A 24,873-nucleotide genomic window follows, 5' to 3' on the forward strand; every position below is an offset into this window, starting at 1 on the left:
CATGCGCCTCGGTGCGGTTGTCCTGACCATGGGCAACCGCCCCGAGGAGCTGCGCGCGCTGCTGGACTCGGTCGCCAAGCAGGAGGGCGACCCGATCGAGATCGCGGTCGTCGGCAACGGTTCGCCGCTGCCCGAGCTCCCCGAGGGCGTACGGACCGTCGAGCTGCCGGAGAACGTCGGCATCCCGGCCGGCCGCAATGTCGGTATCGAGGCGTTCGGTCCCGGCGGCAGCGAGGTCGACGTGCTGCTCTTCCTCGACGACGACGGGCTGCTGGCCAGGGAGGACACCGCCGAGCTGTGCCGGGAGGCGTTCGCCGCGGACCCCGAGCTCGGCATCATCAGCTTCCGGATCGCCGACCCGGACACGGGGGAGACCCAGCGCCGCCACGTCCCGCGGCTGCGGGCCTCGGACCCGATGCGCTCGTCGCGGGTCACCACCTTCCTCGGCGGTGCGAACGCGGTCCGCACCCATGTCTTCGAGGAGGTCGGCGGGCTGCCCGACGACTTCTTCTACGCGCACGAGGAGACCGATCTGGCCTGGCGCGCGCTGGACGCGGGCTGGCAGATCGACTACCGCTCGGACATGGTCCTCTTCCATCCGACGACGGCACCGGCCCGGCACGCGGTCTACCACCGGATGGTGGCCCGTAACCGTGTGTGGCTGGCCCGGCGCAATCTTCCCGCCCCGCTGGTTCCGGTCTATCTCGGTGTCTGGTTCCTGCTCACCCTCGCCCGTCGGCCGTCGCGACCGGCGCTGCGGGCTTGGCTGGGCGGCTTCAAGGAGGGCTGGGTGACCCCGAGCGGTCCCAGGCGTCCCATGAAGTGGGCTACCGTTTGGCGACTGACCCGACTGGGCCGCCCTCCCGTCATCTGACAAGCTCGGATCTGAGAGCATCAGGCGCGAGCCGGGGCGTGGCCCCGGCAGCGCACCTTGAGGACGAAAGTGTCAACTGTGAGCGAGACCACGCACGACAGTGCGGTCGCCATGAGTGCCCCGCCTGCTTCCGACGAAGGGCTCACCCCTGCCCAGCGGGCCCAGAAGTACGGGCTCTCGCAGAGCGGGGCCCGTCCCGGCCTTCCGGAGTACGTCCGGCAGCTGTGGGACCGGCGGCACTTCATCTCCGCCTTTGCCAGTGCCAAGCTGACGGCGCAGTACAGCCAGGCCAAGCTGGGACAGGTCTGGCAGGTGGCGACGCCGCTGCTGAACGCGCTCGTCTACTACTTGATCTTCGGTCTGCTGATCGGCACGAGGAAGGGCGTCCCGGACTTCGTCCCGTTCCTGGTGACCGGTGTCTTCATCTTCACCTTCACCCAGAGCTCGGTGATGGCCGGAACGCGGTCGATCTCGGGCAACCTGGGCCTGGTGCGGGCGCTGCACTTCCCGCGCGCCTGCCTGCCCATCTCGTTCTGCCTGATGCAGCTGCAGCAGCTGCTGTTCTCGATGGGTGTGCTGGTGGTGATCCTGCTCGGTTTCGGGCAGATCCCCACCTGGTCGTGGCTGCTGGCCGTCCCGGCGCTGACGCTCCAGTTCGTCTTCAACACCGGCCTGGCGATGGTCATGGCCCGGCTGGGCAGCAAGACCCCGGACCTGGCGCAGCTGATGCCGTTCATCATGCGGACGTGGATGTATGCGTCGGGCGTGATGTTCAGCATCGACCTGATCCTCAAGGGCAAGCACGTCCCGGCCTTCGTGGAGGTGCTGCTGAACGCCAACCCGGCCGCCGTGTACATCGACCTGATGCGCTTCGCGCTGATCGACAGCTTCACGCACCACAAGCTGCCGCCGCATGTGTGGGCGTTCGCCGGGGGCTGGGCGCTGCTGATGGGCGTCGTCGGCTTTGTGTACTTCTGGAAGGCTGAGGAGCGGTACGGACGTGGCTGAGCAGAGCAACGGCATCGAGCCGACAGAAGCCGCGGAGGCCCGCATCCCGACGGTGATCGCGGACGATCTGCACATCGTCTACCGGGTCTACGGCACCGGTACGGGCAAGGGCGGTGCCACCGCGGCGCTCAACCGCATCGTCCGGCGCAAGCCCTCGGCGGGCGTACGCGAGGTGCACGCGGTCAAGGGCGTCTCGTTCACCGCCTACCGCGGCGAGTCCATCGGCCTGATCGGCTCCAACGGCTCGGGCAAGTCGACGCTGCTCAAGGCGGTCGCCGGCCTGCTGCCCGCCGAGCGCGGCAAGGTCTACACCCACGGCCAGCCCTCGCTGCTGGGCGTGAACGCCGCGCTGATGAACGACCTGACCGGCGAGAAGAACGTCCTCCTCGGCGGCCTGGCCATGGGCATGTCCCGCGACCAGGTCCGCGAGCGCTACGACGGCATCGTCGACTTCTCCGGCATCAACGAGAAGGGCGACTTCATCTCGCTGCCGATGCGCACCTACTCCTCCGGCATGGCCGCCCGGCTGCGGTTCTCCATCGCCGCGGCCAAGGACCACGACGTGCTGATGATCGACGAGGCCCTGGCCACCGGCGACCGCAGCTTCCAAAAGCGCTCCGAGGCCCGCATCCGCGAACTGCGCAAGGAAGCCGGCACGGTCTTCCTGGTCAGCCACAACAACAAGTCCATCCGCGACACCTGCGACCGCGTCCTGTGGCTGGAGCGCGGCGAACTGCTGATGGACGGCCCGACGGACGAAGTGATCAAGGCGTACGAAAAGGAGACGGGCAAATAGCCCCTCCCGCAGCCGAAGGCCTCCGTGAGTCAGCCTCGCGGGGGCCTTCGAGCGTCATGAAATGGTCAACTCCATTGGATTCGGGAACAGTTCGGGCGTAATGGATGTTGACCGGATCGTTTCCTCAAGCTTCGGGACCCCCTCGGACGCGGGCGAGATGTACGGCGTAAGCTGTACGGGTACCGAACAGCACAAGTGGTATATGTCGGGCAATGCTCACCCGAGCGGGCGATGTGGGCTCGATCGGGCGCGGCGCCTGCTGCGGCGTGTCCGAAATAGGATGTTTTAGCTTGGCGGTGTAGAACGGGAGACGTGACGGCAATGGCTACTGGTTCGCTCCGGCACCGAAATGCGCCGGGCAGCCCCCGGTGAGCCGAGACAACGAGCAGGCGCGTCGCGCCTTCCTCCGACGGGGGGCGGCGGGTGACGGGCGGGAGCAGACGCGCACCGTGCTCGATCAGGCCGCACACGAGAACTTCCCGGTCGCGCCGTTCTTTCTGCCCCGCGCGTGGCGCACGGACCTGATGGCCGTCTATGGCTTCGCCCGGCTCGTCGACGACATCGGTGACGGCGATCTCGCACCCGGCGGCGGCGATGCCGTACTCCTCGGACTCGACCGCGCGCAATGCGACAACCGGCCGGCGCTGCTGGACGCACTGGAAGCGGACCTGCACCGCGTCTTCAGCGACCGTGCACCCGGCCCCGGGCATCCGCTCATGCGCCGGCTCGGCCCGACGGTCCGCCGCTGCGCGCTGACCCCCGAGCCGTTCCTCGCTCTCATCGAGGCCAACCGGCAGGACCAGCGGGTGAGCCGCTACGGCACCTACGACGACCTGGCCGCCTACTGCGAGCTGTCCGCCAACCCCGTCGGCCGGCTCGTCCTCGCCATTACCGGTACCGCGAGCCCCGAACGCATCCGCCGCTCGGACGCGGTCTGCACCGCCCTCCAGATCGTCGAACACGTCCAGGACGTGGCCGAGGACCTCGGGCGGGACCGCATCTACCTCCCCGCCGAGGACATGAAACGCTTTGGGGTCAACGAGGCCGATCTGGCCGCGCCGAGCGGGGGCGCATCGGTGCGTGCACTGATCGCCTACGAAGCCGAACGCGCCCGTGAGCTGCTGAATGAAGGCACCCCGCTGGTGGGTAGCGTCCACGGCAGACTCAAGCTGCTGCTGGCCGGTTTTGTCGGTGGCGGACGCGCTGCACTCCAGGCGGTCGCGGCCGCCGATCACGACGTACTCCCTGGACCGCCCAAGCCGACCAAGCTCAGCCTGCTGCGCGAGGTGGGGGCGACATTGCGAAGAGAGGGGTGAGTCGGACCGTGGAGGCAACTGCACACGCGTCCGCGCCGGTGCTCGCTGCGTACCGCTACTGCGAGGCCATCACCGGGCAGCAGGCACGCAACTTCGCCTACGGCATCCGGCTGCTGCCGACCGACAAGCGGCAGGCCATGTCGGCGCTCTACGCCTTCTCCCGCCGGGTCGACGACATCGGTGACGGCACCCTGGAGCCCACCGCCAAGCAAGGGCGCCTGGAGGACACCCGGGCGCTGCTGGCGCGCATCAAGGACGGCCGGATCGCCGAGGACGACACCGACCCGGTGGCCGTCGCGCTGTCCGACGCCGCCCGCCGCTTCCCGCTGCCGCTGGACGGTCTCGACGAGCTGATCGACGGCGTGCTGATGGATGTGCGCGGCGAGACCTACGAGACCTGGGACGAGCTGAGGGGCTACTGCCGCTGTGTCGCCGGCGCCATCGGACGGCTCTCGCTGGGCGTGTTCGGCACCGTGCCGGGCGCACAGGACGCCGAGCGCGCTTCCGAGTACGCCGACACCCTCGGCCTCGCCCTGCAACTGACCAATATTCTCCGGGACGTTCGCGAGGACGCCGGCAACGGCCGTACGTACCTCCCTGCCGAGGACCTCGCCAAGTTCGGCTGCGCGGCCGGGTTCGAGCGCCCCGTACCGCCGCCCGGCGCCGACTTCACCGGCCTGGTGCACTTCGAGGTGAAGCGCGCCCGCGCGCTGTTCGCCGAGGGCTTCCGGCTGTTGCCGATGCTCGACCGGCGCAGCGGTGCCTGTGTGGCCGCGATGGCCGGCATCTACCACCGCCTGCTGTCCCGGATCGCCGCCGACCCCGAGGCGGTGCTGCGCGGCCGGGTCTCGCTGCCCGGCCGGGAGAAGGCGTTCGTCGCGGTGCGCGGGCTGTCCGGGCTCGACGCGCGGGCGATCGGCCGCCGGGAGTCCGTCCGGAGGCGCGGATGATGCACCGGGCGGCGCACGACAGCGGTGACCCCGCGTCAGCGCGGCAGGCAACCCTCTCCCGGGTGGCTGCGTCCCTCACAGCAGTACGGGGGGAGATCACATGACATCGGGAGCCAGGCGGCCCGGCCCGCGGCACGTCCTGCCGTCAGGCCGTCCCGAGGGCGCGGCCGCGGTGGTCATCGGGGGCGGTCTCGCGGGTACCACCGCGGCGCTCGCACTGGCCGACGCGGGGCTGCGGGTCACCCTGGTCGAGGGCCGGCCCCGCCTCGGCGGGCTGGTCTTCTCCTTCCGCCGCGACTCCGGCGCCGGCGAGCTGACCGTCGACAACGGCCAGCATGTCCATCTCCGCTGCTGCACCGCCTACACCCGGCTGCTGGAGCGGATCGGCGCCGCGCAACTGGTGCCCCTCCAGGACCGTATGGACGTACCCGTACTGGACGCCGACCGGATGCGGCTCGGCCGGCTGCGCCGTACCGCGCTCCCCGTACCGCTGCACCTCGCCCGGAGCCTGGCCGGCTATCCGCATCTCTCGCCCGCCGAGCGCGCCGGCGTCGTCCGCGCCACCCTCGCGCTCAAGGGCCTCGACCCGGCCGACCCCGCGCTGGACGGCGTGGACTTCGGCAGCTGGCTGCGCCGGTACGGCCAGTCCGCCCGCGCCATCGAGGCGCTGTGGGACCTGGTCGGCATCGCGACCCTCAACGCCCGTGCCGACGACGTCTCGATGGGCCTGGCCGCCAAGGTCTTCAAGACCGGGCTGCTGTCCGCCCCCGGCGCCGCCGACATCGGCTGGTCCCGCGTCCCGCTCGGCGACGTCCATGACACCCTCGCCCGCACGGCCCTGGAGAAGGCCGGCGTACGCATCGCCCTGCGCACCCGCGCCGGGGCTCTCACGCGCAGCGACGACGGCTGGCAGGTCACGGTGGAGAACGGCCCGCACGGCAGCGAGCAGCTGGCCGCGGACACCGTTGTCCTCGCCGTACCGCAGCGCGAGGCCCACACCCTGCTGCCCGACGGGACGCTGGACGGCAAGGACCGGCTGCTGGACATCGGCACGGCCCCGATCCTCAACCTCCATGTCGTCTACGACCGCAAGGTGCTGCGCCGCCCCTTCTTCGCCGCGGTCGGCTCCCCGGTCCAGTGGGTCTTCGACCGCACCGACGCCTCGGGGCTGACGCACCTCGCGGGTCGTGAGCGCTGCCAGTATCTGGCGGTCTCGCAGTCCGCCGCGCAGGACGAGATCGACCAGCCGGTCGCCAAGCTCCGTGCCCGCTACCTGCCCGAGCTGGAGCGGCTGCTGCCCGCCGCCCGCGGCGCCAGGATCCACGACTTCTTCGTCACCCGCGAGCGCACCGCGACCTTTGCGCCCGCCCCAGGCGTCGGCAGGCTCCGCCCCGCCGCCCGCACTCAAGCTCCCGGCCTGTTCCTGGCCGGTGCGTGGACCGCCACCGGGTGGCCCGCGACCATGGAAAGCGCTGTTCGCAGCGGCACTGCCGCCGCTCGCGAGGCACTCACCGAACTCGGCTTCCCCCAGGGCCAGTTGCCTCAGGAGGCGGCATGACTACGAGTACGAGCGCTCGCACGAGCACGAGCATCGGAAACAGAGGAGAAACCGTGAATCCGGCTTCCCCAGCTATCGACACCGAGAGCGTCACCGCGCTGCTGGAGCGCGGGCGGACACTCGCCACTCCCGTGCTGCGTGCCGCCGTGGACCGGCTCGCTCCTCCCATGGACACCGTCGCCGCTTACCACTTCGGCTGGATCGACGCCGCGGGCCGTCCCACCACGGGCGACAGCGGCAAGGCGGTCCGGCCCGCGCTCGCCCTGCTGTCGGCCGAGGCCGCCGGCGCGGCTCCCGAGGTCGGTATCCCCGGCGCGGTCGCCGTCGAGCTGGTGCACAACTTCTCGCTGCTGCACGACGACCTCATGGACGGTGACGAGCAGCGCAGGCACCGCGACACCGTCTGGAAGGTGCACGGCCCCGCACAGGCCATCCTCGTCGGCGATGCGCTCTTCGCCCTCGCCAACGAAATACTGCTGGAGCTCGGCACGGTCGACGCCGGTCGCGCCACCCGCCGGCTGACCCTGGCCTCCCGCAAACTGATCGACGGTCAGGCCCAGGACATCTCCTACGAGCACCGCGAGCGGGTCACCGTCGAGGAGTGCCTGGAGATGGAGGGCAACAAGACCGGCGCGCTGCTGGCCTGCGCCGTCTCCATCGGTGCCGTCCTCGGCGGCGCCGACGACCGTACCGCCGACACCCTGGAGAAGTACGGCTACCACCTCGGCCTCGCCTTCCAGGCCGTCGACGATCTGCTCGGCATCTGGGGCGACCCGGACGCCACCGGCAAGCGGCCCTGGAGCGACCTGCGCCAGCGCAAGAAGTCGCTGCCGGTCGTCGCCGCGCTGGCCGCAGGCGGCCAGGCCTCCGAGCGTCTCGCCGAGATCCTGGCGGCCGACGCGAAGAAGAGCGAGACCGAGATCGCCGACTTCACCGAGGAGGAGTTCGCCTCCCGCGCGGCTCTCATCGAGGAGGCCGGCGGCCGTGAGTGGACCTCGCAGGAGGCCCGCCGCCAGCACGCCACCGCCGTCGCAGCCCTTGAGGAGATCGACATCCCGGAGCAGGTCCGTGCACAGCTCGTCGCACTCGCGGACTTCGTCGTTGTACGCGAGAGATGAGCCGCATCGACACCGAATAGATCGCAGTCGCCGGCCGGTGCCAGCCGGGCGCCGGCCGACGGAATCCCTGAGCACGCTTTTCACAGTTCACTGCCGAAGGGGAAGCCATGACAGCGACGACCGACGGAAGCACCGGGGCGCTGCCGCCCCGGGCCCCCTCGGCCAGCGATGCCACCGCTGAGACAACCGAAAAAGCCACACCCACCAGGACCGCCGTACGGCACGACACGGCGGAGGCCGCCCGGCGCGCGACCGCCCGCGCCACGGACTATCTGCTCTCCGTCCAGGACCGGGCCGGATGGTGGAAGGGCGACCTCGAGACCAACGTCACGATGGACGCCGAAGATTTGATGCTTCGTCAATTCCTGGGCATCCAGGACCCGAAGCTCACCGAGGCCGCGGCCCGCTACATCCGCGGCAAACAGGGCGCGGACAGCACCTGGGCCACCTTCCACGGCGGGCCCGGCGAGCTCTCCGCCACCATCGAGGCCTATGTCGCCCTGCGCCTCGCCGGGGACGCCCCGGAGGCACCGCACATGGCCACGGCCGCCGCATGGGTCCGTGAGCAGGGCGGAGTGGCCGCGGCCCGGGTCTTCACCCGCATCTGGCTGGCCCTCTTCGGCTGGTGGAAGTGGGACGACCTGCCCGAACTGCCCCCGGAGCTCCTCTACTTCCCCAAGTGGTTCCCGCTCAACATCTACGACTTCGGATGCTGGGCGCGGCAGACCATCGTGCCGCTGACGATCGTCTCGGCCAAACGCCCGGTGCGCCCGGCGCCGTTCGCCCTCGACGAGCTGCACACCGATCCGCGCCGGCCCAACCCGCCGCGGCCGCTCGCCCCCGCCACCAGCTGGGACGGTCTCTTCCAGCGCCTCGACAAGGCGCTGCACCTCTACCACAAGGTCGCCTTCCGCAAGCTGCGCGGCGCCGCGATGCGCTCCGCCGCCCGCTGGATCATCGAGCGGCAGGAGAACGACGGCTGCTGGGGCGGGATCCAGCCCCCCGCCGTCTACTCCGTCATCGCCCTGCACCTCCTCGGCTACGACCTCGACCACCCCGTGCTGCGCACCGGCCTTGCGTCCCTGGACCGGTTCGCCGTGTGGCGCGAGGACGGTGCCCGGATGATCGAGGCCTGCCAGTCCCCGGTCTGGGACACCTGCCTGGCCACCATCGCGCTGGCCGACGCCGGACTGCCCGCCGACCACCCGCAGCTGGTCAAGGCCGTCGACTGGATGCTCGCCGAGCAGATCGACCGGCCCGGCGACTGGAGCGTGCAGCGGCCCCTGCTCCCGTCCGGTGGCTGGGGGTTCGAGTTCGAGAACGACAACTACCCGGACATCGACGACACCGCCGAGGTCGTGCTCGCGCTGCGCCGGGTCAAGCACCCCGACCCGCAGCGGGTGGAGGCCGCGGTGGGCCGTGCGGTGCGGTGGAACTTCGGTATGCAGTCCAAGGACGGGGGCTGGGGCGCCTTCGACGTCGACAACACCAGCCCGTTCCCCAACCGCCTGCCGTTCTGCGACTTCGGGGAGGTCATCGACCCGCCGTCGGCCGATGTCACCGCCCATGTCGTCGAGATGCTCGCCGACGTCGGCCGTACCCACGACCCGCGCACCCGCCGCGGTATCGCCTGGCTGCTGGCCGAACAGGAGCCCAGCGGTGCCTGGTTCGGCCGCTGGGGCACCAACTACGTCTACGGCACGGGTTCGGTGCTCCCCGCACTCGCCGCGGCCGGCATCCCCGCCTCGCACCCCGCGGTGCGCCGGGCGGTGCTCTGGCTGGAGCGGGTGCAGAACGACGACGGGGGCTGGGGCGAGGACCAGCGCTCCTACCAGGACAAGGAGCGGTGGGCAGGGCGCGGCGCCTCGACCGCCTCGCAGACCGCCTGGGCGCTCATGGCGCTGCTCGCGGCCGGTGAGCGGGACAGCGAGGCCGTACGGCGCGGAGTGCGCTGGCTGACCGAGACCCAGCGCGAGGACGGGTCCTGGGACGAGCCGTACTTCACCGGCACGGGCTTCCCCTGGGACTTCTCCATCAACTACCACCTCTACCGCCAAGTCTTCCCCCTGACGGCCCTGGGCCGCTACGTCAACGGGGGACCGGCAGGCGCGCCGGTGGGGTCCTGATGCCGGGACGGCCCCCCACGGATGCGGACCCGCCCCTGCTGGTCGCCTGTGCGCTCGGCATCGAGCGGTTCGCGCTGCGCGGCGGTGACCGCGGGGGAGCAGCGGGAGGAGCCGGCCCACGGCTGGTCACGCTCCGTACCGGCATGGGCCCCCAGGCGGCCGAACGCGCCCTCACCAAAGCACTGAGTGCAGGATCGGTGACCGAGCGTTCTCCGGTCGTCGCCAGTGGCTTCTGCGCCGGCCTCGCCCCGGGGATGCGCCCCGGGGACGTGGTCGTCGCCGAAGCCACCCGCGATCACCACGCGGACGCTCCCGAGACGCTCTGCCGCGACAACGGCCCGCTGCTACGGGCCCTGCGGGAACGCGGCCTGACCGTGCACAGCGGTCTGCTGCGCGGCTCCGACCACGTCGTACGCGGCGCGGAGCGGGCCGAGCTGCATGGCGCCGGCGCGGTCGCCGTGGATATGGAATCCGCCGCGACCCTCCGTGCCGCCCGGCGCGCCGGAAGCCGTCCGGTTGCGGCCGTCCGGGTGGTCGTGGACGCTCCAGAACATGAACTCGTACGCATCGGCACGGTGCGCGGTGGAATATCGGCCTTCCGCGTGCTGCGCTCCGTACTACCCGTTTTCTACGAATGGCACCGTTCTTTGCTGCTCCCCTGGAGGTGAGCCAGATGGCTATGCCGCTCCGTCAGTCCATCCGGGTCGGGACCTATCTTTTTGAACAGAAGATGATCCGCCGGCGTGAGAAGTTCCCGCTCATCGTGGAGCTGGAACCGCTTTTCGCGTGCAACCTGAAATGCGAGGGCTGCGGGAAGATCCAGCATCCGGCGGGCGTGCTCAAGCAGCGTATGCCGGTGGCGCAGGCGGTCGGCGCGGTGCTGGAGTCCGGTGCCCCGATGGTTTCCATCGCCGGTGGCGAGCCCTTGATGCACCCGCAGATCGACGAGATCGTGCGGCAGTTGGTGGCGAAGCGGAAGTATGTCTTCCTGTGCACCAACGCGATGTTGCTGCGCAAGAAGGTGGAGAATTTCACCCCCTCGCCGTATTTCGCGTTCGCGGTGCACATCGACGGAATGCGCGAGCGACACGATGAATCCGTCGCGAAGGAAGGCGTATTCGACGAGGCGGTGGCGGCGATCAAGGAGGCCAAGCGACGCGGCTTCCGCGTCACCACCAACTCCACCTTCTTCAACACCGACACCCCGCAGACCATCATCGAGGTCCTCAACTTCCTCAATGACGATCTTCAGGTCGACGAAATGATGCTGTCGCCCGCCTACGCCTACGAGAAGGCCCCCGACCAGGAGCACTTCCTCGGCGTCGAGCAGACCCGGGAGCTGTTCAAGAAGGCCTTCGCCGGCGGCAACCGGCGCCGCTGGCGGCTCAACCACAGCCCGCTGTTCCTGGACTTCCTGGAGGGCAAGGCGGATTTCCCGTGCACGGCCTGGGCGATCCCCAACTACTCGCTCTTCGGCTGGCAGCGCCCCTGCTACCTCATGAGCGACGGGTACGTCCCGACGTACCGGGAGCTCATCGAGGAGACCGACTGGGACAAGTACGGCCGCGGCAAGGACCCGCGCTGCGCCAACTGCATGGCGCACTGCGGCTACGAGCCGACCGCCGTCCTCGCCACCATGGGGTCGCTGAAGGAGTCGCTCAGGGCGGCGAAGGAGACCGTCGTCGGCAACCGCGGGTGACCGTTGACCAGTGGTGAGCCCGCGGCACTACGGCTCACCGACGCCCCGGTCCGGCCTGTGCTCATGCGCCGTACGCCGCGCGTGGGCCGGGCCGGGCCGGTCTCCGTCAGCTGAAGCAGTAGAGGGGGACCGAACATGACGATGCTGGAGAACATCCGGGATCCACGCGACCTCAAGGCGCTCCCCGAGGACCGCCTGGCCGAACTCGCCGACGAGATCCGGCACTTCCTCGTGCAGTCCGTCACCCGCACCGGCGGCCATCTGGGGCCCAACCTGGGCGTGGTCGAGCTGACCCTCGCCCTGCACCGCGTCTTCGACTCACCCGCCGACCGCATCCTGTGGGACACCGGACACCAGGCGTACGTGCACAAGATCGTGACCGGCCGGCAGGACTTCTCCAAGCTGCGGGCCAAGGGCGGTCTGTCCGGCTATCCGTCACGCGCCGAGTCCGCGCACGACGTCATCGAGAACAGCCATGCCTCGACGGTGCTGGGCTGGGCCGACGGCCTGGCCAAGGCTCACCAGGTGCTGGGCAGGGACGGCCATGTGGTGGCCGTCATCGGGGACGGCGCGCTGACCGGCGGGATGGCCTGGGAGGCGCTCAACAACATCGCCGCCGCCAAGGACCGCCCCCTGATCATCGTCATCAACGACAACGAGCGCTCCTACGCCCCCACCATCGGCGGCCTCGCCGACCACCTCGCCACCCTGCGCACCGCCGACGGCTACGAGAAGTTCCTGGCCTGGGGCAAGGACATGCTCCAGCGCACCCCGGTCGTCGGACAGCCGCTCTACGAGTCGCTGCACGGTGCGAAGAAGGGCTTCAAGGACGCCTTCGCGCCCCAGGGCATGTTCGAGGACCTGGGCCTGAAGTACCTCGGACCGGTCGACGGTCATGACATCGCGGCCGTCGAATCCGCGCTGCGCCGCGCGGCGGGCTTCCACGGGCCGGTACTGGTGCACTGCCTCACCGAGAAGGGCCGCGGCTACCCTCCCGCCCTGGAGGACGAGGCGGACCACTTCCACACCGTCGGCGTGATGGACCCTCTGACCTGCGCACCCGTCACACCGCTCGGCGCACCCTCCTGGACGTCCGTCTTCGGCGACGAGATGGTCCGCATCGGTGCCGAGCGCGAGGACGTCGTCGCCCTCACGGCGGCGATGCTGCAACCGGTCGGGCTCGGGAAGTTCGCCGCGGCGTACCCCGACCGGGTGTGGGACGTGGGCATCGCCGAACAGCATGCGACGGTGTCGGCGGCGGGGCTGGCCACCGCCGGTCTGCACCCTGTCGTCGCGGTCTATGCCACCTTCCTCAACCGTGCCTTCGACCAGCTGCTGATGGACGTCGCACTGCACAAGTGCGGAGTGACCTTCGTACTGGACCGGGCGGGCATCACCGGCACCGACGGTGCCTCGCACAACGGCATGTGGGACCTGTCGGTGCTCGGCGTCGTACCGGGCCTGCGGATCGCCGCACCGCGCGACGCCGGCCAGCTCCGTGCCCAGCTGCGCGAAGCACTGGACGTGCACGACGCACCGACCGTCGTCCGCTTCCCCAAGGAGCCGGTGGACGACCCGGTTCCGGCCGTGGACCGGACCGGCGGCGTCGATGTCCTCCACCGGGCACCGCACCCCGACGTCCTGCTGGTCGCGGTCGGCGTGATGGCGCCGGTCTGTCTGCGGGTCGCCGAACTCCTCACGGCGCGCGGCGTCGATGCAACCGTCATCGACCCGCGGTGGGTCAAACCGGTCGACGCCGCGATCCCCGGACTCGCCGCGGAGCATGCCATGGTGGTCGTCGTCGAGGACAACTGCCGTACCGGAGGCGTGGGTTGGGCGGTCGGCCAGGCGCTGCGGGACGCGGGCGTGGACGTGCCGCTGCGCACCTTCGGTATCCCCGAGCAGTTTCTGGCGCACGCCAAGCGCGGTGAGCTGCTGGCCGATATCGGCCTCACCCCGGCCGAGATCGCCGGCCGGATCAGCGCCGCACTGGCCCGTAAGGAGAGCCACTCGTGACCGGATTCGACCTGACCGCACTGCTCGCCGAGCGCGGCGGCGAGCGCTACGAACTCCACGCCCGCCATCTCAACCACCAACTCCCGCGGATGCTGCACACCATCGGCTTCGACAAGGTCTACGAGCGGGCCCAGGGCGCCTACTTCTGGGACACCGACGGCCAGGACTACCTCGACATGCTCGCGGGCTTCGGGGTGATGGGCCTGGGCCGGCACCACCCCGTCGTCCGCAAGGCACTGCACGACGTCCTGGACGCCGAACTCCCCGATCTCACCCGCTTCGACTGCCAGCCGCTGCCCGGCCTGCTCGCCGAGAAACTACTGAGCTACGCGCCCCACCTCGACCGGGTCTTCTTCGGCAACAGCGGCACCGAGGCCGTCGAGACCGCCCTGAAGTTCGCCCGCTACGCCACCGGCAGAGGACGCATCCTCTACTGCACCCACGCCTTCCACGGCCTGACCACCGGCTCGCTCTCCGTCAACGGCGAGGACGGCTTCCGGGACGGTTTCGCCCCGCTGCTGCCGGACACCGCCCTGGAGATGGGCGATCTGGACGCGCTGGAGCGGGAGCTGAAGCGCGGCGATGTGGCGGCGTTCGTGGTCGAACCGATCCAGGGCAAGGGCGTCCACCCGACGCCGCCCGGTTTCCTGCGCGCCGCGCAGGAGCTGCTGCACCGGCACAAGGCCCTGCTGATCGCCGACGAGGTGCAGACCGGCCTCGGCCGTACCGGCGACTTCTTCGCCTACCAGCACGAGGACGGCGTCGAGCCGGATCTGGTGTGTGTGGCGAAGGCACTGTCCGGCGGCTATGTCCCGGTCGGCGCGACGCTGGGCAAGGACTGGATCTTCAAGAAGGTCTACTCGTCCATGGACCGGGTGTTGGTGCACTCCGCCAGTTTTGGTGCCAACGCCCAGGCGATGGCGGCCGGTCTGGCGGTGCTCTCGGTGATGGAGGACGAGCAGATCGTCGCGGGCGCCCGGCACACCGGCGAACTGCTGCGCTCCCGGCTCGCCGCGCTGGTGGACAAGTACGAGCTGCTGCATGACGTACGGGGCCGGGGCCTGATGATCGGCATCGAGTTCGGCCGCCCCAAGTCTCTTGGCCTGCGCGGCCGCTGGACGATGCTCCAGGCGGCCCGCAAGGGGCTGTTCGCGCAGATGGTCGTGGTGCCGCTGCTCCAGCGGCACCGCATCCTGACCCAGGTCTCCGGCGACCATCTCGAAGTCATCAAGCTGATTCCGCCGCTGATCATCGGGGAACGGGAAGTGGACCGTTTCGTGGAGGCGTTCACAGCCGTCATGGACGACGCCCACGGGAGCGGCGGACTGATGTGGGACTTCGGGCGGACGCTGGTCAAGCAAGCGCTCCAGACCCGCTGACCGGGCGCGGGAGCGCCCCTCGGCCACCCGCCGCCGGTCGCGGACAGGACGGGCCCGTCCCGTCCGCGACCGTGAGGCGGCACCACGCGGACGTGAGGCGCGCGGATCCGCGAAGGGTAGGTCAGTCGAGATCCTCCGAGTAGTCGGTCGTGGCGCAGCCCTCCACCGCACCCTCCTCGGCCGTGTGGCCCGACGGTGCCTTGAAGTCCGAGGTGCAGTTGAGGAACAGCAGCCCGGCCTTGAGGAGCTGGCGCCGCTGATCGTCGCTGCTCGGGTCGACGGCGAAATCGTCGCCGATCATGAGGTCGTCCTGTTCGTCCTCGTCCCCCTTGACGGCGGTCTGGAACGCCTCCATGTCCTCGATGGTGAGGAAGTCGGGGTCACCGTCGTCGCCCGCCGGGTTCTGGCACTCACCGCCCCCGTTGATGCCGGTCATCCCCATGGCCTCCACCTGCTGCACCTCGCGGGGCGAGGCGATGTCGACGCTCTCGCAGCTGAGCGCCGACTTGAGGAAGTCCCCGGCTTCCTGGGGCGAACCGGCGGAGGGCAGGCTGCCGCAAGCGGAAACCGATGCCAAGGCGAAAACCGTTCCGGCGATGGCAAGTATTCGGTGGAAACGCATGACTTCCTCTGCAGATGTGGCTTTGAGCCGAGCGCGCCGACCGGATGCGGCGGCGCCCCGGCTACGGGGGGAAGAAATCCATCTGCTCTCCCCCGTTCCCCCGCCATGTTGAGTTGACCGGGACATGGTAAGCGAAGCCGCACGTCAGGGGGGTACGGCCCGGCGACACCTGCCCGAGAGAGGTACGGGCCGTGGAGGCGCCGGCCAGGAAATACCGCGGGCCCCTCTCCCGATGCGCTCTGGGGGAGGGGCCTTGGTCTTCCCGCGGGTCAGGTGCGGGTCGCGGGGTGGGTCACGGGGTGGGTCACGGAGCCGTGAACGGGCCGTGCCGCACGCTCAGTCCGTCAGCAGCTGGGCACGCAGCCTTTCGCGGGTGGCGGGTGCCAGCTTCAGGCCTTCGGTGAGGTACTTCTCCGTCGAGCCCCAGGTCTGCTCGATCGCGTCGTAGGCGGCCGCGAGGTAGTCGGTGTGCGCGCCGAACAGCGGCGAGAGCAGCTCCATGACCTCCTGCGACATCCCGACCGCGGAGTTGTCGGAGCGACGGATCTTGTAGCGGCGGTGCGGATCGTTGGACTTGAGGTAGTCCGCCTCGATGGCCTCCCGCTCCACCCCGACCGCGAGCAGGGTCACGGCGACGGACAGGCCGGCGCGGTCCTTGCCGGCCGCACAGTGCATCAGTGCCGGGACGCTGTCCTCGGCGAGTGCATGCAGCACCCTGCTGTGGTCTTCGGTGCGGGTGGTGATGATGTGGCGGTAGGTCTTGGCCATCCGGGCCGCGGCCTTGCCGTCGCCGAGCGCGGAACGCAGCTGGTCCAGCTCGCCGTCGCGCACCATCGTCCAGAATTCCGCGCCGTCGGCCGGATCGGTGAGCGGGATATTCACGTTGGCCACGCCGGGCAGCGTGACATCGGGGCCTTCCAGCTTGATGTCCGAGGCATTGCGGAAATCGAAGATGGTGTGCAGCCCGAGACCGGCCAGAAATGCGGCGTCCGCCTCGGTCGCGTGGGCGAGGTGCCCGCTGCGGAACAGCCTGCCCTCCCGAACGCGACGCCCGTCCACGGTCGGCAGACCCCCCACATCGCGGAAGTTGCGGACCTCCGTGAGCTCGGGCTGGGCCTGTGGGACCTGCGGCGTCTGCTGCGTCACGGGCGCTCCTCGGGTTCGTTCGCCGGCGCCGCTCATCGGCGAGGCGGGGCACCTTCGACGATACGACATTGATGCAATAGGCAATCAGGTCGCAACCCTCGCGCCACAAATGCTGCAGCGAAGCGCTGGGGGCGCAGGGGTGATCGATCCTTATTCCAACTTGACAAGAATTTGACCTGGTGGCATTAATCACCCCTCGTCAACCCCTGGTTACGGTGGCGTAGGTCACTTCATGAGGTGAATTATGTCCTGACGTGGCAGACGATTCGAAGTACATCAGCAACGGCGCCCATGGCGCCATCGGGTCGTACGCAGCCGTCGGGGACAGCTTCACAGAGGGGGTCGGGGATCCCGGCCCTGACGGGGCGTACATCGGTTGGGCGGACCGCCTGGCGGTCCTTCTGTCGGACCAGCAGGCCGAGGGGGACTTCCGCTACGCGAACCTCGCGGTCAGGGGGCGGCTCTTGGACCAGATCGTCGAGGAGCAGGTGCCCCGGGCGAAAGAGCTCGCCCCCGCCCTCGTGACGTTCTGTGCCGGCGGCAATGACATCCTGCGGCCGGGCTCGGATCCGGACGCGGTCGCCGAGCGCTATGAGGCGGCGGTCGTCGATCTGCGGAAGGAGGTCGGTGCGGTCCTGCTCTGCACCGGCTTCGACACCCGCGGCATCCCCGTTCTCAAGCATCTGCGCGGCAAGATCGCCACGTATACGGCGCATGTCCGGGCCATCGCGGACCGGCACGACTGCCCGGTCCTCGACCTGTGGTCGCTGAAGTCGGTGCAGGACCGGCGGGCATGGAGCGCGGACCGGCTGCATCTGTCCGCCGACGGTCACACCCGGGTGGCGCTGCGCGCGGCGCAGGTGCTCGGGCTGCGGGTGCCGGCCGATCCGGACCAGCCGTGGCCCCCGGAGGCGGAGCGCTCGGCCGCCGAGGCGCGGCGGGACAACATCCACTGGGCGCGGGAGCATCTCGTGCCGTGGATCGGCCGTCGGCTACGCGGTGAGTCGTCCGGTGATCATGTCGAGCCCAAGCGGCCCGATCTGCTGCCGCTCTAGGGCGGCCGGGGCCCGTCGCCGGGCCCATGGCATGACGGAGGCCCCGATTCCGCCGATGCGGAGCGGGGCCTCAGTGCGCGAGTGAAGAGTACGGCAGATCCGCCCAGACGACCCGGCCCCGACCGCTGTCGGCGGGCCGTGAACCCCAGCTCTCGGACAGCGCGCCGACGAGGAACAGCCCTCGTCCGCACTCCTTGTCCACGCTGCCGGGCTGGACGTGCGGCGCCGAGTCCTCCGGGCCGCCCTGGTCCGTGATCTCTATGCGGATGTGCGCGCCGAAGAGGGCGAGTTCGCAGCCGACCTTCTCGCTGTCGGTGTGCCGCACCGCGTTGGTGAACAGCTCGGAAACCACCAACTCCACGTCGTCGCGGACTTGTTGATCCGCGCCCCACTCGAGCAGCAGCGCACTGACGCGTCTGCGCGCCTCGGGAACGGACGTGCGTCGCGCCGGCAAGTGGAACGCGTCCTGCGGGTACTGGGCGACAAAGCCGCCACAGCGCCCTAACGAAGGAGCGTTGTTGGAGGAAGCCACGTCGTAACTATGTGCGATGTCGGTCACCGATGGCAAGGATCACTCTGCAATTTGCAGAATCGTAAGTGCAGTCTGTTCGTGCTGCTGACGGCATGACACACTGCTGACCACTGAAGTCAGTTGGAGGGGATCGGACGTGGCGGACCCACGGTCGGCAGGTGCACCGACCGTCCTGCGGGTGGTGCTCGGCAAGCGACTGCAGGACCTGCGCGAGAAGGCGGGGCTCTCCTTCGAGCAGGCCGCCGCGGCCCTCGATGTGACGCACGCCACGATACGACGCATGGAAAAGGCCGAGGTCGGCCTCAAGCTCCCCTACGTCGAGAAGCTGTTGGCGACCTATGGCGTCACTGCCGAGGACGAGATCGAGGGCTTTCTCTCCCTGGCCCGCGAGGCCAACAAGCCCGGCTGGTGGCACCGGTTCCGGGACGTGCTCCCCGAGTGGTTCAGCGCCTTCGTCAGCCTGGAGAGCGAAGCCAACCTCATCCGGGCCTACCAGCCCCACTACATCCCCGGGCTGCTACAGACCGAGGACTACGCCGCCGCCGTCCTGCGGGCCGGTATGCCGCACGCCTCCTCGGCGGACATCGACCGCATCGTGGCGCTGCGCATGGAGCGCCAGTCCCTCCTGACCCGCGACAAAGCACCGATGCTGTGGGTGGTCATGGACGAGACGGTCCTGCGGCGGCCGATCGGCGGGGCCCAGGTGATGCGCAACCAGGTCACCCGGCTGATGGAGGCCACCGCGCTGCCGAACGTCCGGCTCCAGGTCATGCCCTTCGCCGCGGGCCCGCACCCCGCCATGTACGGCCCCTTCCACATTTTCCGCTTCCCGATCCCGGAGCTCCCGGACATCGCCTACGCGGAAAGCCTCGTCGGAGCCGTGTACTTCGACCAGCGCAACGACGTCTCGCAGTTCCTGGAGGCCCTGGACCGGATGTGTGCGCAGGCCGCGCCGGCACACACCACCGAGGCCATTCTGGGTGGCTTTCGCAAGGAGATCTGAACCATGGATCGCATACGCATCTACAACGGCATGCCCGCCAAGGAACTGGGCAACGAGGGCTGGCACAAGCCGTGGAGCGGCGGAAACGGCGGCGAGTGCGTCGAGGCCATGCGGCTGGGCGACGGCCGTATCGCGCTGCGCCAGTCGACCGACCCGGACGGCCCGGCGCTGATCTACACCCATCGCGAAATGGTGAGCTTCATCGAGGGCGCCAAGGCCGGCCACGCCGACTTCCTGCTCTCGGCGGCCCCGTGCCGGCTGACCGAACGGAGGACGGCATGAGCGAGCAGGACATATCCCAGGGAGCGCCGGACGGCGAGGTCCCGGAGATCGGACCGTACGTCCAGGGGCCGGAGCACTCGGGATTCTCGGCCGAGGAGATCGACACCAGCCGGCCGCACCCGGCCCGGATGTACGACTACTACCTCGGCGGCTGGGACAACTACGAGGTCGACCGGGTGGCCGCGGAGCGTGTCATCGAGGTCCACCCCCAGGTACGGCACAGCGCCCGCGCCAACCGCGCCTTCCTGCGGCGGGCGGTGCGTGAACTGGTCACCGGCGGCATCCGCCAGATCATCGACATCGGCACGGGCATCCCCACCTCGCCCAACACCCATGAGATGGCACGGGAGACCGCTCCCGAGACCCGCGTCGTGTACGTCGACAACGACCCGATCGTCGCCACCCACGCCGGGGCCCGGCTGACCAACACCGAACGCACCGGTTTCGTGCTCGGCGATGTCCGTGACCCCAAGGCGGTGCTGGACCACCCGACCGTCCGCGAACTGATCGACTTCGACCAGCCGGTGGCGCTGCTGCTGGTTGCCGTACTGCACTTCATCCGGGACGACGAGGACCCCGCCGGAATCGTCGCCGCCCTCGCCGATGCGCTCCCCGCGGGGAGCCATCTCGTCCTGTCGCATGCGACCGGTGAGCCCTACGAGGCCTATGCGGCGGGCCGCACGGACGAGCGGGCGCGCGACGGCGTCGTGAACGTCTACAAGAGCTCCACCGCCACCCTCAATCTGCGGTCGAAGGCCGGGATCGAGCCGCTCTTCGGACCGTTCACCCTGCTGGAGCCGGGTGTCGTACGGGTGCCGCTGTGGCGGCCCGACGGGGCCGTGCCCGGCGCGGAGGACCTCAACAACACCATTTTCTACGGCGGAGTGGGCCGCAAGGACTGACCGGCCGGGCCCGCGGGCCCGGCCGGAGGTCTACGCGCCCGCGGGAGAGACCCGGGCGTCCGGCGGAGCCGGAAGCCGCTGCCCGTCACCGGTCGGCGCGCTGGCGGTGACCGGTGCCGTCGTGGTGAGGGCCGGGGCCAGGTCCGCCGGTCCGGCGACGCGGGTGTGGGTGCCCGGCGAAGTACACGCATGGGCCCCCGCGACGGCGCCCAGCCGCGCGCAGTCCTCCAGGTCCCGGCCCGCCAGCCGGCCGTAGAGGAAGCCGCTGGTGAAGGCGTCGCCCGCGCCGTTGCTGTCCACGACGGGGCCGGGCGGGACCGCGGCCGGGACCAGGCGTGGGGTGCGGTCGTCGGCGGAGAGGAGGTACGCCCCGCCCGCGCCTGCCGTCGCGATCACCGCCTCGGCACGTCCCTCGTGCAGAATTTCCCGCATGACGGACCCGATCCGTTCCCCCGCCCCGGCCGTACTGAGGAACACCAGGTCCGAGCGGAGCGCGAACTCCCGGTGATGGTCCGTCAGCCCGTCCCAGTCGTGCAGATCCGTGGAGACGGGGATACCGAGCGCTTCGATGTCGTCGTACAGGAAACGGGCGAAGTGCATGATCGACAGATGGACGTGCCGGGCACGGCGCAGCGGGGGGAGGTAGTGCTCGGGCGGCATCCGTAGATCGAGCGGGTCGCGGGCGTCGTAGAACGACATCCGACGGCCGTCGGGGGCCACGAGGTTGACCGCACGACGGGTGCCGTGCGGCGAGATCAGCGGCCGGAAATCGACGCCGGTACCGGCCAGCCGTTCACGGACCAGGCTGCCCGGGTGGTCGTCGCCGAGGAAGTCCACGAAGGCGGTGGTGAGCCCGAGTGCCGCGCAGCCGAGCGCCACGCCGGTACCGGTGTGTCCCGCCCCCTCGTGGATGGGCGGGACCGCATAGGAGTCGGCGAGAGGTACGGGCAGCGCGCCGACCGGCACGATGGTGTCCACGCCCGACCCGCCGACGACGAGGACGTCATAGGCGTCATACGGCTCAGAAACCTGCTGGAATGTCACGAGCGTCCCTGAATCCCTTGCTGGTGAGACGAATCCCTTGCTGGTGAGACCGTTTGCGGACGAGGTGCGTCCGCTGCCGGGAGTCTAGACGCAGGCCCGGCTCTTCACGGGACGTCAGGGACTCCGGTGACACGAGGGAGGAAAGGACGCGGAAGAAGCCGCTCCGGTGATCAGTGGCCGGTGGTGAACGGGCGGGGGAGCGCGGCCGGCCGGGACTGCTGGGATTTCCCCCGAGCCGGTTGGCGGAAAGGGCCGTTGACATGGATGGCGAGGGCACTGAAGCCTGAGGGCGGTCAGTGATCAGGTTCCGCGGACGGCGGGCAGGCAGGGGCACGGCGTACGGATCCCGGCAGGGCGACCGGGGCCGGGGGACAGGACGAGCGGGCCGCCGGAGGCCGGACGGGCCGACGGGGGAGCGAGGCGGACATGGCAGAGGACTCCAAGGGCGGGCGCACCGCGATCGTGATCGGCGGCGGGCTGGCCGGGATGCTGGCCGTCACCGCCCTGGCAGGACATGTCGACGTGGTCACCGTCGTCGAGCGCGACCGCTATCCGGACGGGCAGACCTTCCGCAAGGGCGTCCCGCAGGCCCGCCATCTGCACATCCTCCTCAGCGGCGGACAGCGCGCCCTGGAGGAGCTGCTGCCCGGCACGGTCGCGGCCCTCTGCGAGGCGGGCGCCCGCAGCCTGTATCTGCCGCGCGATCTGCTCACCCGCAGCGCCACCGGCTGGCAGCGCCGCTTCGACGAGCGCCGGCACCTCACGCTGAGCGTCACCCGTCCGGTGCTGGACACGGTCGTACGGGAGCAGGTGCTGCGGGCCGCCGCCGCCTCGGCCACCCGGGTCGAGGTTCTGGAGGCGACCGAGGCCATCGGGCTGACCGGGGACGCCGGCCGGGTGAGCGGAGTACGTGTGCGGTCGCGGGGCGGTGATGCGGGCGGGCGGTCCGAACGGGAGCTGCCGGCCACGGTCGTCGTGGACGCCTCGGGCCGCGGTTCGCGCACCCCGCAGTGGTACGCCGCGCTGGGCCGGACCGCGCCGCAGGAGGAGACCGTGGACGCGGGGCTGGCCTACGCGACCCGGATGTACCGCCCCAAGGACCCGGCCACCGCGCCCGACGCGGGCGTCAACGTCCCCGGCTGGCCGGGGTGCCCGCGCGGCGCCGCGTACGTACCGGTCGAGGACGGCAAGTGGCTCCTGACGGTGTCCGGTGTGCGGGGGCACCACCCGCCGACGGACGAGGCGGAGTTCACCGCCTTCACCGCCACCATCGGCGACCCGTACGTCCATGAACTGCTGGCCCAGGCCGAGCCGCTCTCGCCGGTGCACGGCTTCCGCGACACCTGCAACCGCCGCCGGCACTACGAACGCCCCGGTGCCCTCCCCGAAGGGTTCCTCGTCCTGGGAGACGCCGGCTGCACCTTCAACCCCGTGTACGGGCAGGGCATGTCGGTCGCCGCACTCGGCGCACTGGCCGTCCGCACCACGCTCGCCGACGGCGGCGGTCTGCGCCCCGGGACCACCGCGGAGGCACAGCGGGCGGTGGCCCGCGCCGTGGAGCCCGCCTGGCTCGCCGCGGTCGGCTCGGACCGCCCGTACGCGAGCCCCGACGACGCCAAGGCGGGCCTGGGGGAGCGGCTGAGCACGTGGTACATCGACCGGCTCTTCGCCCGTGCCGCCATCGACCCCGTCGTCGGCGCGGCCTTCCGGGACGTCTTCTGCCTCACCGCGCCGCCCGCCCGTCTCGTCGCCCCGCAGATCTTCCTGCGCACGGTCTTCCTGCCCCGCCGCCCCGGCCTGCCCAGCCCGCCCGCGGTCATCGAAAGGGTGTGAGCGGGCCCGCCCGGAAACCGGCTGCGCCGAGCACGGGGGCGGCTGCCGCCCGCCCGCAGGCCGCGGGGCCTGGCGCCCGCCCGCAGGCCGCCCCGCCGGCGCTCGCCGCCGGCGGGGCAGCACACCCATGGCGACGCCGCTCCAATGGACGCTTCCGAGTCGCCGGGCCGGAAGGCGTCTGCGACAGCCCCGGGCAAGGTCGCACCCCGCTCCGGAATGTCACGGCCGGTCGCGCCGTTTGTCTCTGCGGGTGATGGTGTGGAGTGTCCGGGTGTCGTGGTGCGGAAACCGTACGGCGGCGCCGTGTGACGCGGCGTACCGGAACCCGCCGCTCATACGGCCCGTTCACTTCGCGACTGCCCCGACCATGGAGGTGCCGTGACCGGTTCCAGACCCCGTCGCACTCGACTCTCCGCGTTGCGCCCCGCAGCCTTCGGCGCCGAGCCCACCGGAGAGCGGCTGGCCAGGATACGCAGGTCGCCACAGTTCGTGGACGGCCAGTTCCGCAATCCCGTGGAGACCAGGCAGCTGCTCCACGGCTCCACGCTGCCGATGATGCGCACTCAGCTGAGTCGGGAGGGGCGGCTGCGCCGGGCGCCGGTCGGCCGGATTCCGGTGTACCGCCCGACCGCCGCGGAGGGGACGGAGCCGCCCGCTTCCGGGCTGCGGCTCACCTGGATGGGCCATTCGAGCGTGCTGGCCGAGATGGACGGGCAGCGGGTGCTCTTCGACCCGGTCTGGGGCGAGCGCTGTTCGCCGTTCGCCTGGGCCGGGCCCAAGCGGATGCACCCCGTGCCCATCGCGCTGGACGAGCTGGAACCGGTCGATGCCGTGGTGATCTCACACGACCACTACGACCACCTCGACATGCCGACGATCCAGGGCCTGACCGGCACCGGCGCGGCCTTCGTCGTACCGCTCGGCGTCGGCGCCAACCTGGAATTCTGGGGCGTGCCCGCGGAGCGGATCACCGAGCTCGACTGGCACGAGTCCACCCGCGTCGGCGGGCTGACCCTCACGGCCACCCCCGCCCAGCACTTCTGCGGCCGCGGCCTGCGCGGTCCGCAGCACACCCTGTGGGCCTCCTGGGTGGTCGCGGGGCCCGAGCACCGGATCTTCCACAGCGGCGACACCGGCTACTTCTCCGGTTTCGCGGAGATCGGCGCGGCACACGGACCGTTCGACGCGACGATGATCCAGATCGGCGCGTACAGCGACTTCTGGCCGGACATCCACATGGACCCCGAACAGGGGGTCCAGTCCCATCTCGACCTCCAGGGCCGAGAGCCCGGCGGCGTGATGGTGCCGATCCACTGGGGCACGTTCAACCTCGCACCGCACCCGTGGGCGGAGCCTGCCGAGTGGACCCTGACCGCCGCCCAGAAGGCCGGGGTCACCAGCGCCCACCCCCGTCCCGGGGAGCCGTTCGAGCCCGCCGACCCCCCGGCCGTCTACCCGTGGTGGAGGGCGATTGCCGTGCCCCCCGCCCATGGCTGGCCCGCCTGGCCGCCGGCGGTTTCCCCCAGCGACGTGGACCTCGTCGCGGACCGCTGAGGCGGCAGGGGGCGATCGACGACAGGCGCCGGCGCGCGGCTCAGGGCGCACGGGCGGCCC

At 70.6% G+C, this 24,873-nt stretch carries 22 protein-coding genes; 18 read left to right on the top strand and 4 right to left on the bottom strand.

Going from position 1 to position 24,873, the window contains the following annotated elements; genetic code table 11:
- Position 1: 1 nt before the first annotated feature.
- The 12 genes from K7C20_RS30960 (at position 2) to K7C20_RS31015 (ending at position 14,840) form a co-directional block, all read left to right on the top strand.
- Entirely contained in the window at positions 2–874 is an 873-nt protein-coding gene (locus K7C20_RS30960; RefSeq protein WP_030078944.1) for a glycosyltransferase family 2 protein, read from the top strand.
- Positions 875–952: 78 nt separating this feature from the next.
- Complete coding sequence (locus K7C20_RS30965) at positions 953–1,882, top strand: ABC transporter permease (RefSeq protein WP_030078943.1); 930 nt, start codon at positions 953–955, stop codon at positions 1,880–1,882.
- Entirely contained in the window at positions 1,875–2,678 is an 804-nt protein-coding gene (locus K7C20_RS30970) for an ABC transporter ATP-binding protein (protein ID WP_222892691.1), read from the top strand. The genes K7C20_RS30965 and K7C20_RS30970 overlap by 8 nt, the downstream gene beginning before the upstream one ends.
- Before the next feature lie 449 nt (positions 2,679–3,127).
- On the top strand, positions 3,128–3,994 hold the full coding sequence (gene hpnC / locus K7C20_RS30975) for a squalene synthase HpnC (RefSeq protein WP_053209689.1): 867 nt from the start codon (positions 3,128–3,130) through the stop codon (positions 3,992–3,994).
- Positions 3,991–4,944, top strand: coding sequence for a presqualene diphosphate synthase HpnD (gene hpnD / locus K7C20_RS30980; protein ID WP_048829108.1), 954 nt, complete (start codon positions 3,991–3,993; stop codon positions 4,942–4,944). Before hpnC ends, hpnD begins: the two co-directional genes overlap by 4 nt.
- A gap of 100 nt (positions 4,945–5,044) precedes the next feature.
- Positions 5,045–6,502, top strand: a complete 1,458-nt coding sequence (gene hpnE / locus K7C20_RS30985) for a hydroxysqualene dehydroxylase HpnE (RefSeq protein WP_078953402.1) — start codon at positions 5,045–5,047, stop codon at positions 6,500–6,502.
- 53 nt (positions 6,503–6,555) lie between these two features.
- Complete coding sequence (locus K7C20_RS30990) at positions 6,556–7,620, top strand: polyprenyl synthetase family protein (RefSeq protein ID WP_030078929.1); 1,065 nt, start codon at positions 6,556–6,558, stop codon at positions 7,618–7,620.
- 107 nt (positions 7,621–7,727) lie between these two features.
- Positions 7,728–9,746 carry a squalene--hopene cyclase gene (gene shc, locus K7C20_RS30995; protein ID WP_030078927.1) on the top strand — a complete coding sequence of 673 codons (2,019 nt, stop codon included), beginning with the start codon at positions 7,728–7,730 and terminating at the stop codon, positions 9,744–9,746.
- Positions 9,746–10,414 (top strand): phosphorylase family protein, encoded by a 669-nt coding sequence (locus K7C20_RS31000; protein WP_030078926.1) that lies wholly within the window; start codon positions 9,746–9,748, stop codon positions 10,412–10,414. Before shc ends, K7C20_RS31000 begins: the two co-directional genes overlap by 1 nt.
- 5 nt (positions 10,415–10,419) lie before the next feature.
- A complete protein-coding gene (hpnH, locus tag K7C20_RS31005) occupies positions 10,420–11,445 on the top strand; it encodes an adenosyl-hopene transferase HpnH (RefSeq protein ID WP_030078924.1) in 1,026 nt (341 codons plus the stop codon).
- Positions 11,446–11,580: 135 nt separating this feature from the next.
- On the top strand, positions 11,581–13,461 hold the full coding sequence (dxs, locus tag K7C20_RS31010) for a 1-deoxy-D-xylulose-5-phosphate synthase (RefSeq protein WP_030078922.1): 1,881 nt from the start codon (positions 11,581–11,583) through the stop codon (positions 13,459–13,461).
- A complete protein-coding gene (locus K7C20_RS31015; protein WP_030078920.1) occupies positions 13,458–14,840 on the top strand; it encodes an aspartate aminotransferase family protein in 1,383 nt (460 codons plus the stop codon). Before dxs ends, K7C20_RS31015 begins: the two co-directional genes overlap by 4 nt.
- A gap of 121 nt (positions 14,841–14,961) precedes the next feature.
- On the opposite strand, the gene K7C20_RS31020 is transcribed toward K7C20_RS31015, so the two are convergent.
- Together K7C20_RS31020 and K7C20_RS31025 are read right to left on the bottom strand one after the other, a co-directional pair.
- Complete coding sequence (locus K7C20_RS31020) at positions 14,962–15,417, bottom strand: hypothetical protein (protein WP_150127308.1); 456 nt, start codon at positions 15,415–15,417, stop codon at positions 14,962–14,964.
- A 381-nt stretch (positions 15,418–15,798) separates the two neighbouring features.
- Positions 15,799–16,608, bottom strand: coding sequence for a tyrosine-protein phosphatase (locus K7C20_RS31025; protein ID WP_030078916.1), 810 nt, complete (start codon positions 16,606–16,608; stop codon positions 15,799–15,801).
- Positions 16,609–16,862: 254 nt separating this feature from the next.
- On the opposite strand from K7C20_RS31025, the gene K7C20_RS31030 reads away from it, so the two are divergent.
- Positions 16,863–17,663, top strand: a complete 801-nt coding sequence (locus K7C20_RS31030; protein WP_030078915.1) for an SGNH/GDSL hydrolase family protein — start codon at positions 16,863–16,865, stop codon at positions 17,661–17,663.
- 70 nt (positions 17,664–17,733) lie between these two features.
- Here the strand turns inward: K7C20_RS31030 and K7C20_RS31035 are convergent, their stop codons facing one another.
- On the bottom strand, positions 17,734–18,195 hold the full coding sequence (locus K7C20_RS31035; RefSeq protein WP_245171537.1) for an ATP-binding protein: 462 nt from the start codon (positions 18,193–18,195) through the stop codon (positions 17,734–17,736).
- 136 nt (positions 18,196–18,331) lie between these two features.
- On the opposite strand from K7C20_RS31035, the gene K7C20_RS31040 reads away from it, so the two are divergent.
- From K7C20_RS31040 to K7C20_RS31050, 3 genes are read left to right on the top strand one after another with little or no spacing between them, the layout of a single operon-like run.
- Positions 18,332–19,198, top strand: coding sequence for a helix-turn-helix domain-containing protein (locus K7C20_RS31040; RefSeq protein ID WP_030078911.1), 867 nt, complete (start codon positions 18,332–18,334; stop codon positions 19,196–19,198).
- Positions 19,199–19,201: 3 nt separating this feature from the next.
- On the top strand, positions 19,202–19,480 hold the full coding sequence (locus tag K7C20_RS31045; RefSeq protein ID WP_030078909.1) for a DUF397 domain-containing protein: 279 nt from the start codon (positions 19,202–19,204) through the stop codon (positions 19,478–19,480).
- Complete coding sequence (locus K7C20_RS31050; protein ID WP_209443982.1) at positions 19,477–20,382, top strand: SAM-dependent methyltransferase; 906 nt, start codon at positions 19,477–19,479, stop codon at positions 20,380–20,382. The genes K7C20_RS31045 and K7C20_RS31050 overlap by 4 nt, the downstream gene beginning before the upstream one ends.
- 30 nt (positions 20,383–20,412) lie before the next feature.
- Here K7C20_RS31050 and K7C20_RS31055 read toward each other — a convergent pair whose 3' ends face one another.
- On the bottom strand, positions 20,413–21,426 hold the full coding sequence (locus K7C20_RS31055; RefSeq protein WP_053209690.1) for a carbohydrate kinase family protein: 1,014 nt from the start codon (positions 21,424–21,426) through the stop codon (positions 20,413–20,415).
- A 426-nt stretch (positions 21,427–21,852) separates the two neighbouring features.
- On the opposite strand from K7C20_RS31055, the gene K7C20_RS31060 reads away from it, so the two are divergent.
- Positions 21,853–23,259 (top strand): NAD(P)/FAD-dependent oxidoreductase, encoded by a 1,407-nt coding sequence (locus K7C20_RS31060; protein ID WP_053209691.1) that lies wholly within the window; start codon positions 21,853–21,855, stop codon positions 23,257–23,259.
- A 378-nt stretch (positions 23,260–23,637) separates the two neighbouring features.
- Complete coding sequence (locus K7C20_RS31065; protein WP_048829106.1) at positions 23,638–24,813, top strand: MBL fold metallo-hydrolase; 1,176 nt, start codon at positions 23,638–23,640, stop codon at positions 24,811–24,813.
- Positions 24,814–24,873 lie beyond the last annotated feature (60 nt).

It is taken from the genome of Streptomyces decoyicus (assembly GCF_019880305.1).
Lineage (GTDB): Bacteria > Actinomycetota > Actinomycetes > Streptomycetales > Streptomycetaceae > Streptomyces > Streptomyces decoyicus.

What these genes read in the sequence shown, in the direction of transcription:
- K7C20_RS31045 (WP_030078909.1), top strand. Translation starts at nt 19,202, where the DNA reads ATGGATCGCATACGCATCTACAACGGCATGCCCGCCAAGGAACTGGGC.
- shc (WP_030078927.1), top strand. Translation starts at nt 7,728, where the DNA reads ATGACAGCGACGACCGACGGAAGCACCGGGGCGCTGCCGCCCCGGGCC.
- K7C20_RS31000 (WP_030078926.1), top strand. Translation starts at nt 9,746, where the DNA reads ATGCCGGGACGGCCCCCCACGGATGCGGACCCGCCCCTGCTGGTCGCC.
- hpnH (WP_030078924.1), top strand. Translation starts at nt 10,420, where the DNA reads ATGGCTATGCCGCTCCGTCAGTCCATCCGGGTCGGGACCTATCTTTTT.
- dxs (WP_030078922.1), top strand. Translation starts at nt 11,581, where the DNA reads ATGACGATGCTGGAGAACATCCGGGATCCACGCGACCTCAAGGCGCTC.
- K7C20_RS31050 (WP_209443982.1), top strand. Translation starts at nt 19,477, where the DNA reads ATGAGCGAGCAGGACATATCCCAGGGAGCGCCGGACGGCGAGGTCCCG.
- K7C20_RS31060 (WP_053209691.1), top strand. Translation starts at nt 21,853, where the DNA reads ATGGCAGAGGACTCCAAGGGCGGGCGCACCGCGATCGTGATCGGCGGC.
- hpnE (WP_078953402.1), top strand. Translation starts at nt 5,045, where the DNA reads ATGACATCGGGAGCCAGGCGGCCCGGCCCGCGGCACGTCCTGCCGTCA.
- K7C20_RS30960 (WP_030078944.1), top strand. Translation starts at nt 2, where the DNA reads ATGCGCCTCGGTGCGGTTGTCCTGACCATGGGCAACCGCCCCGAGGAG.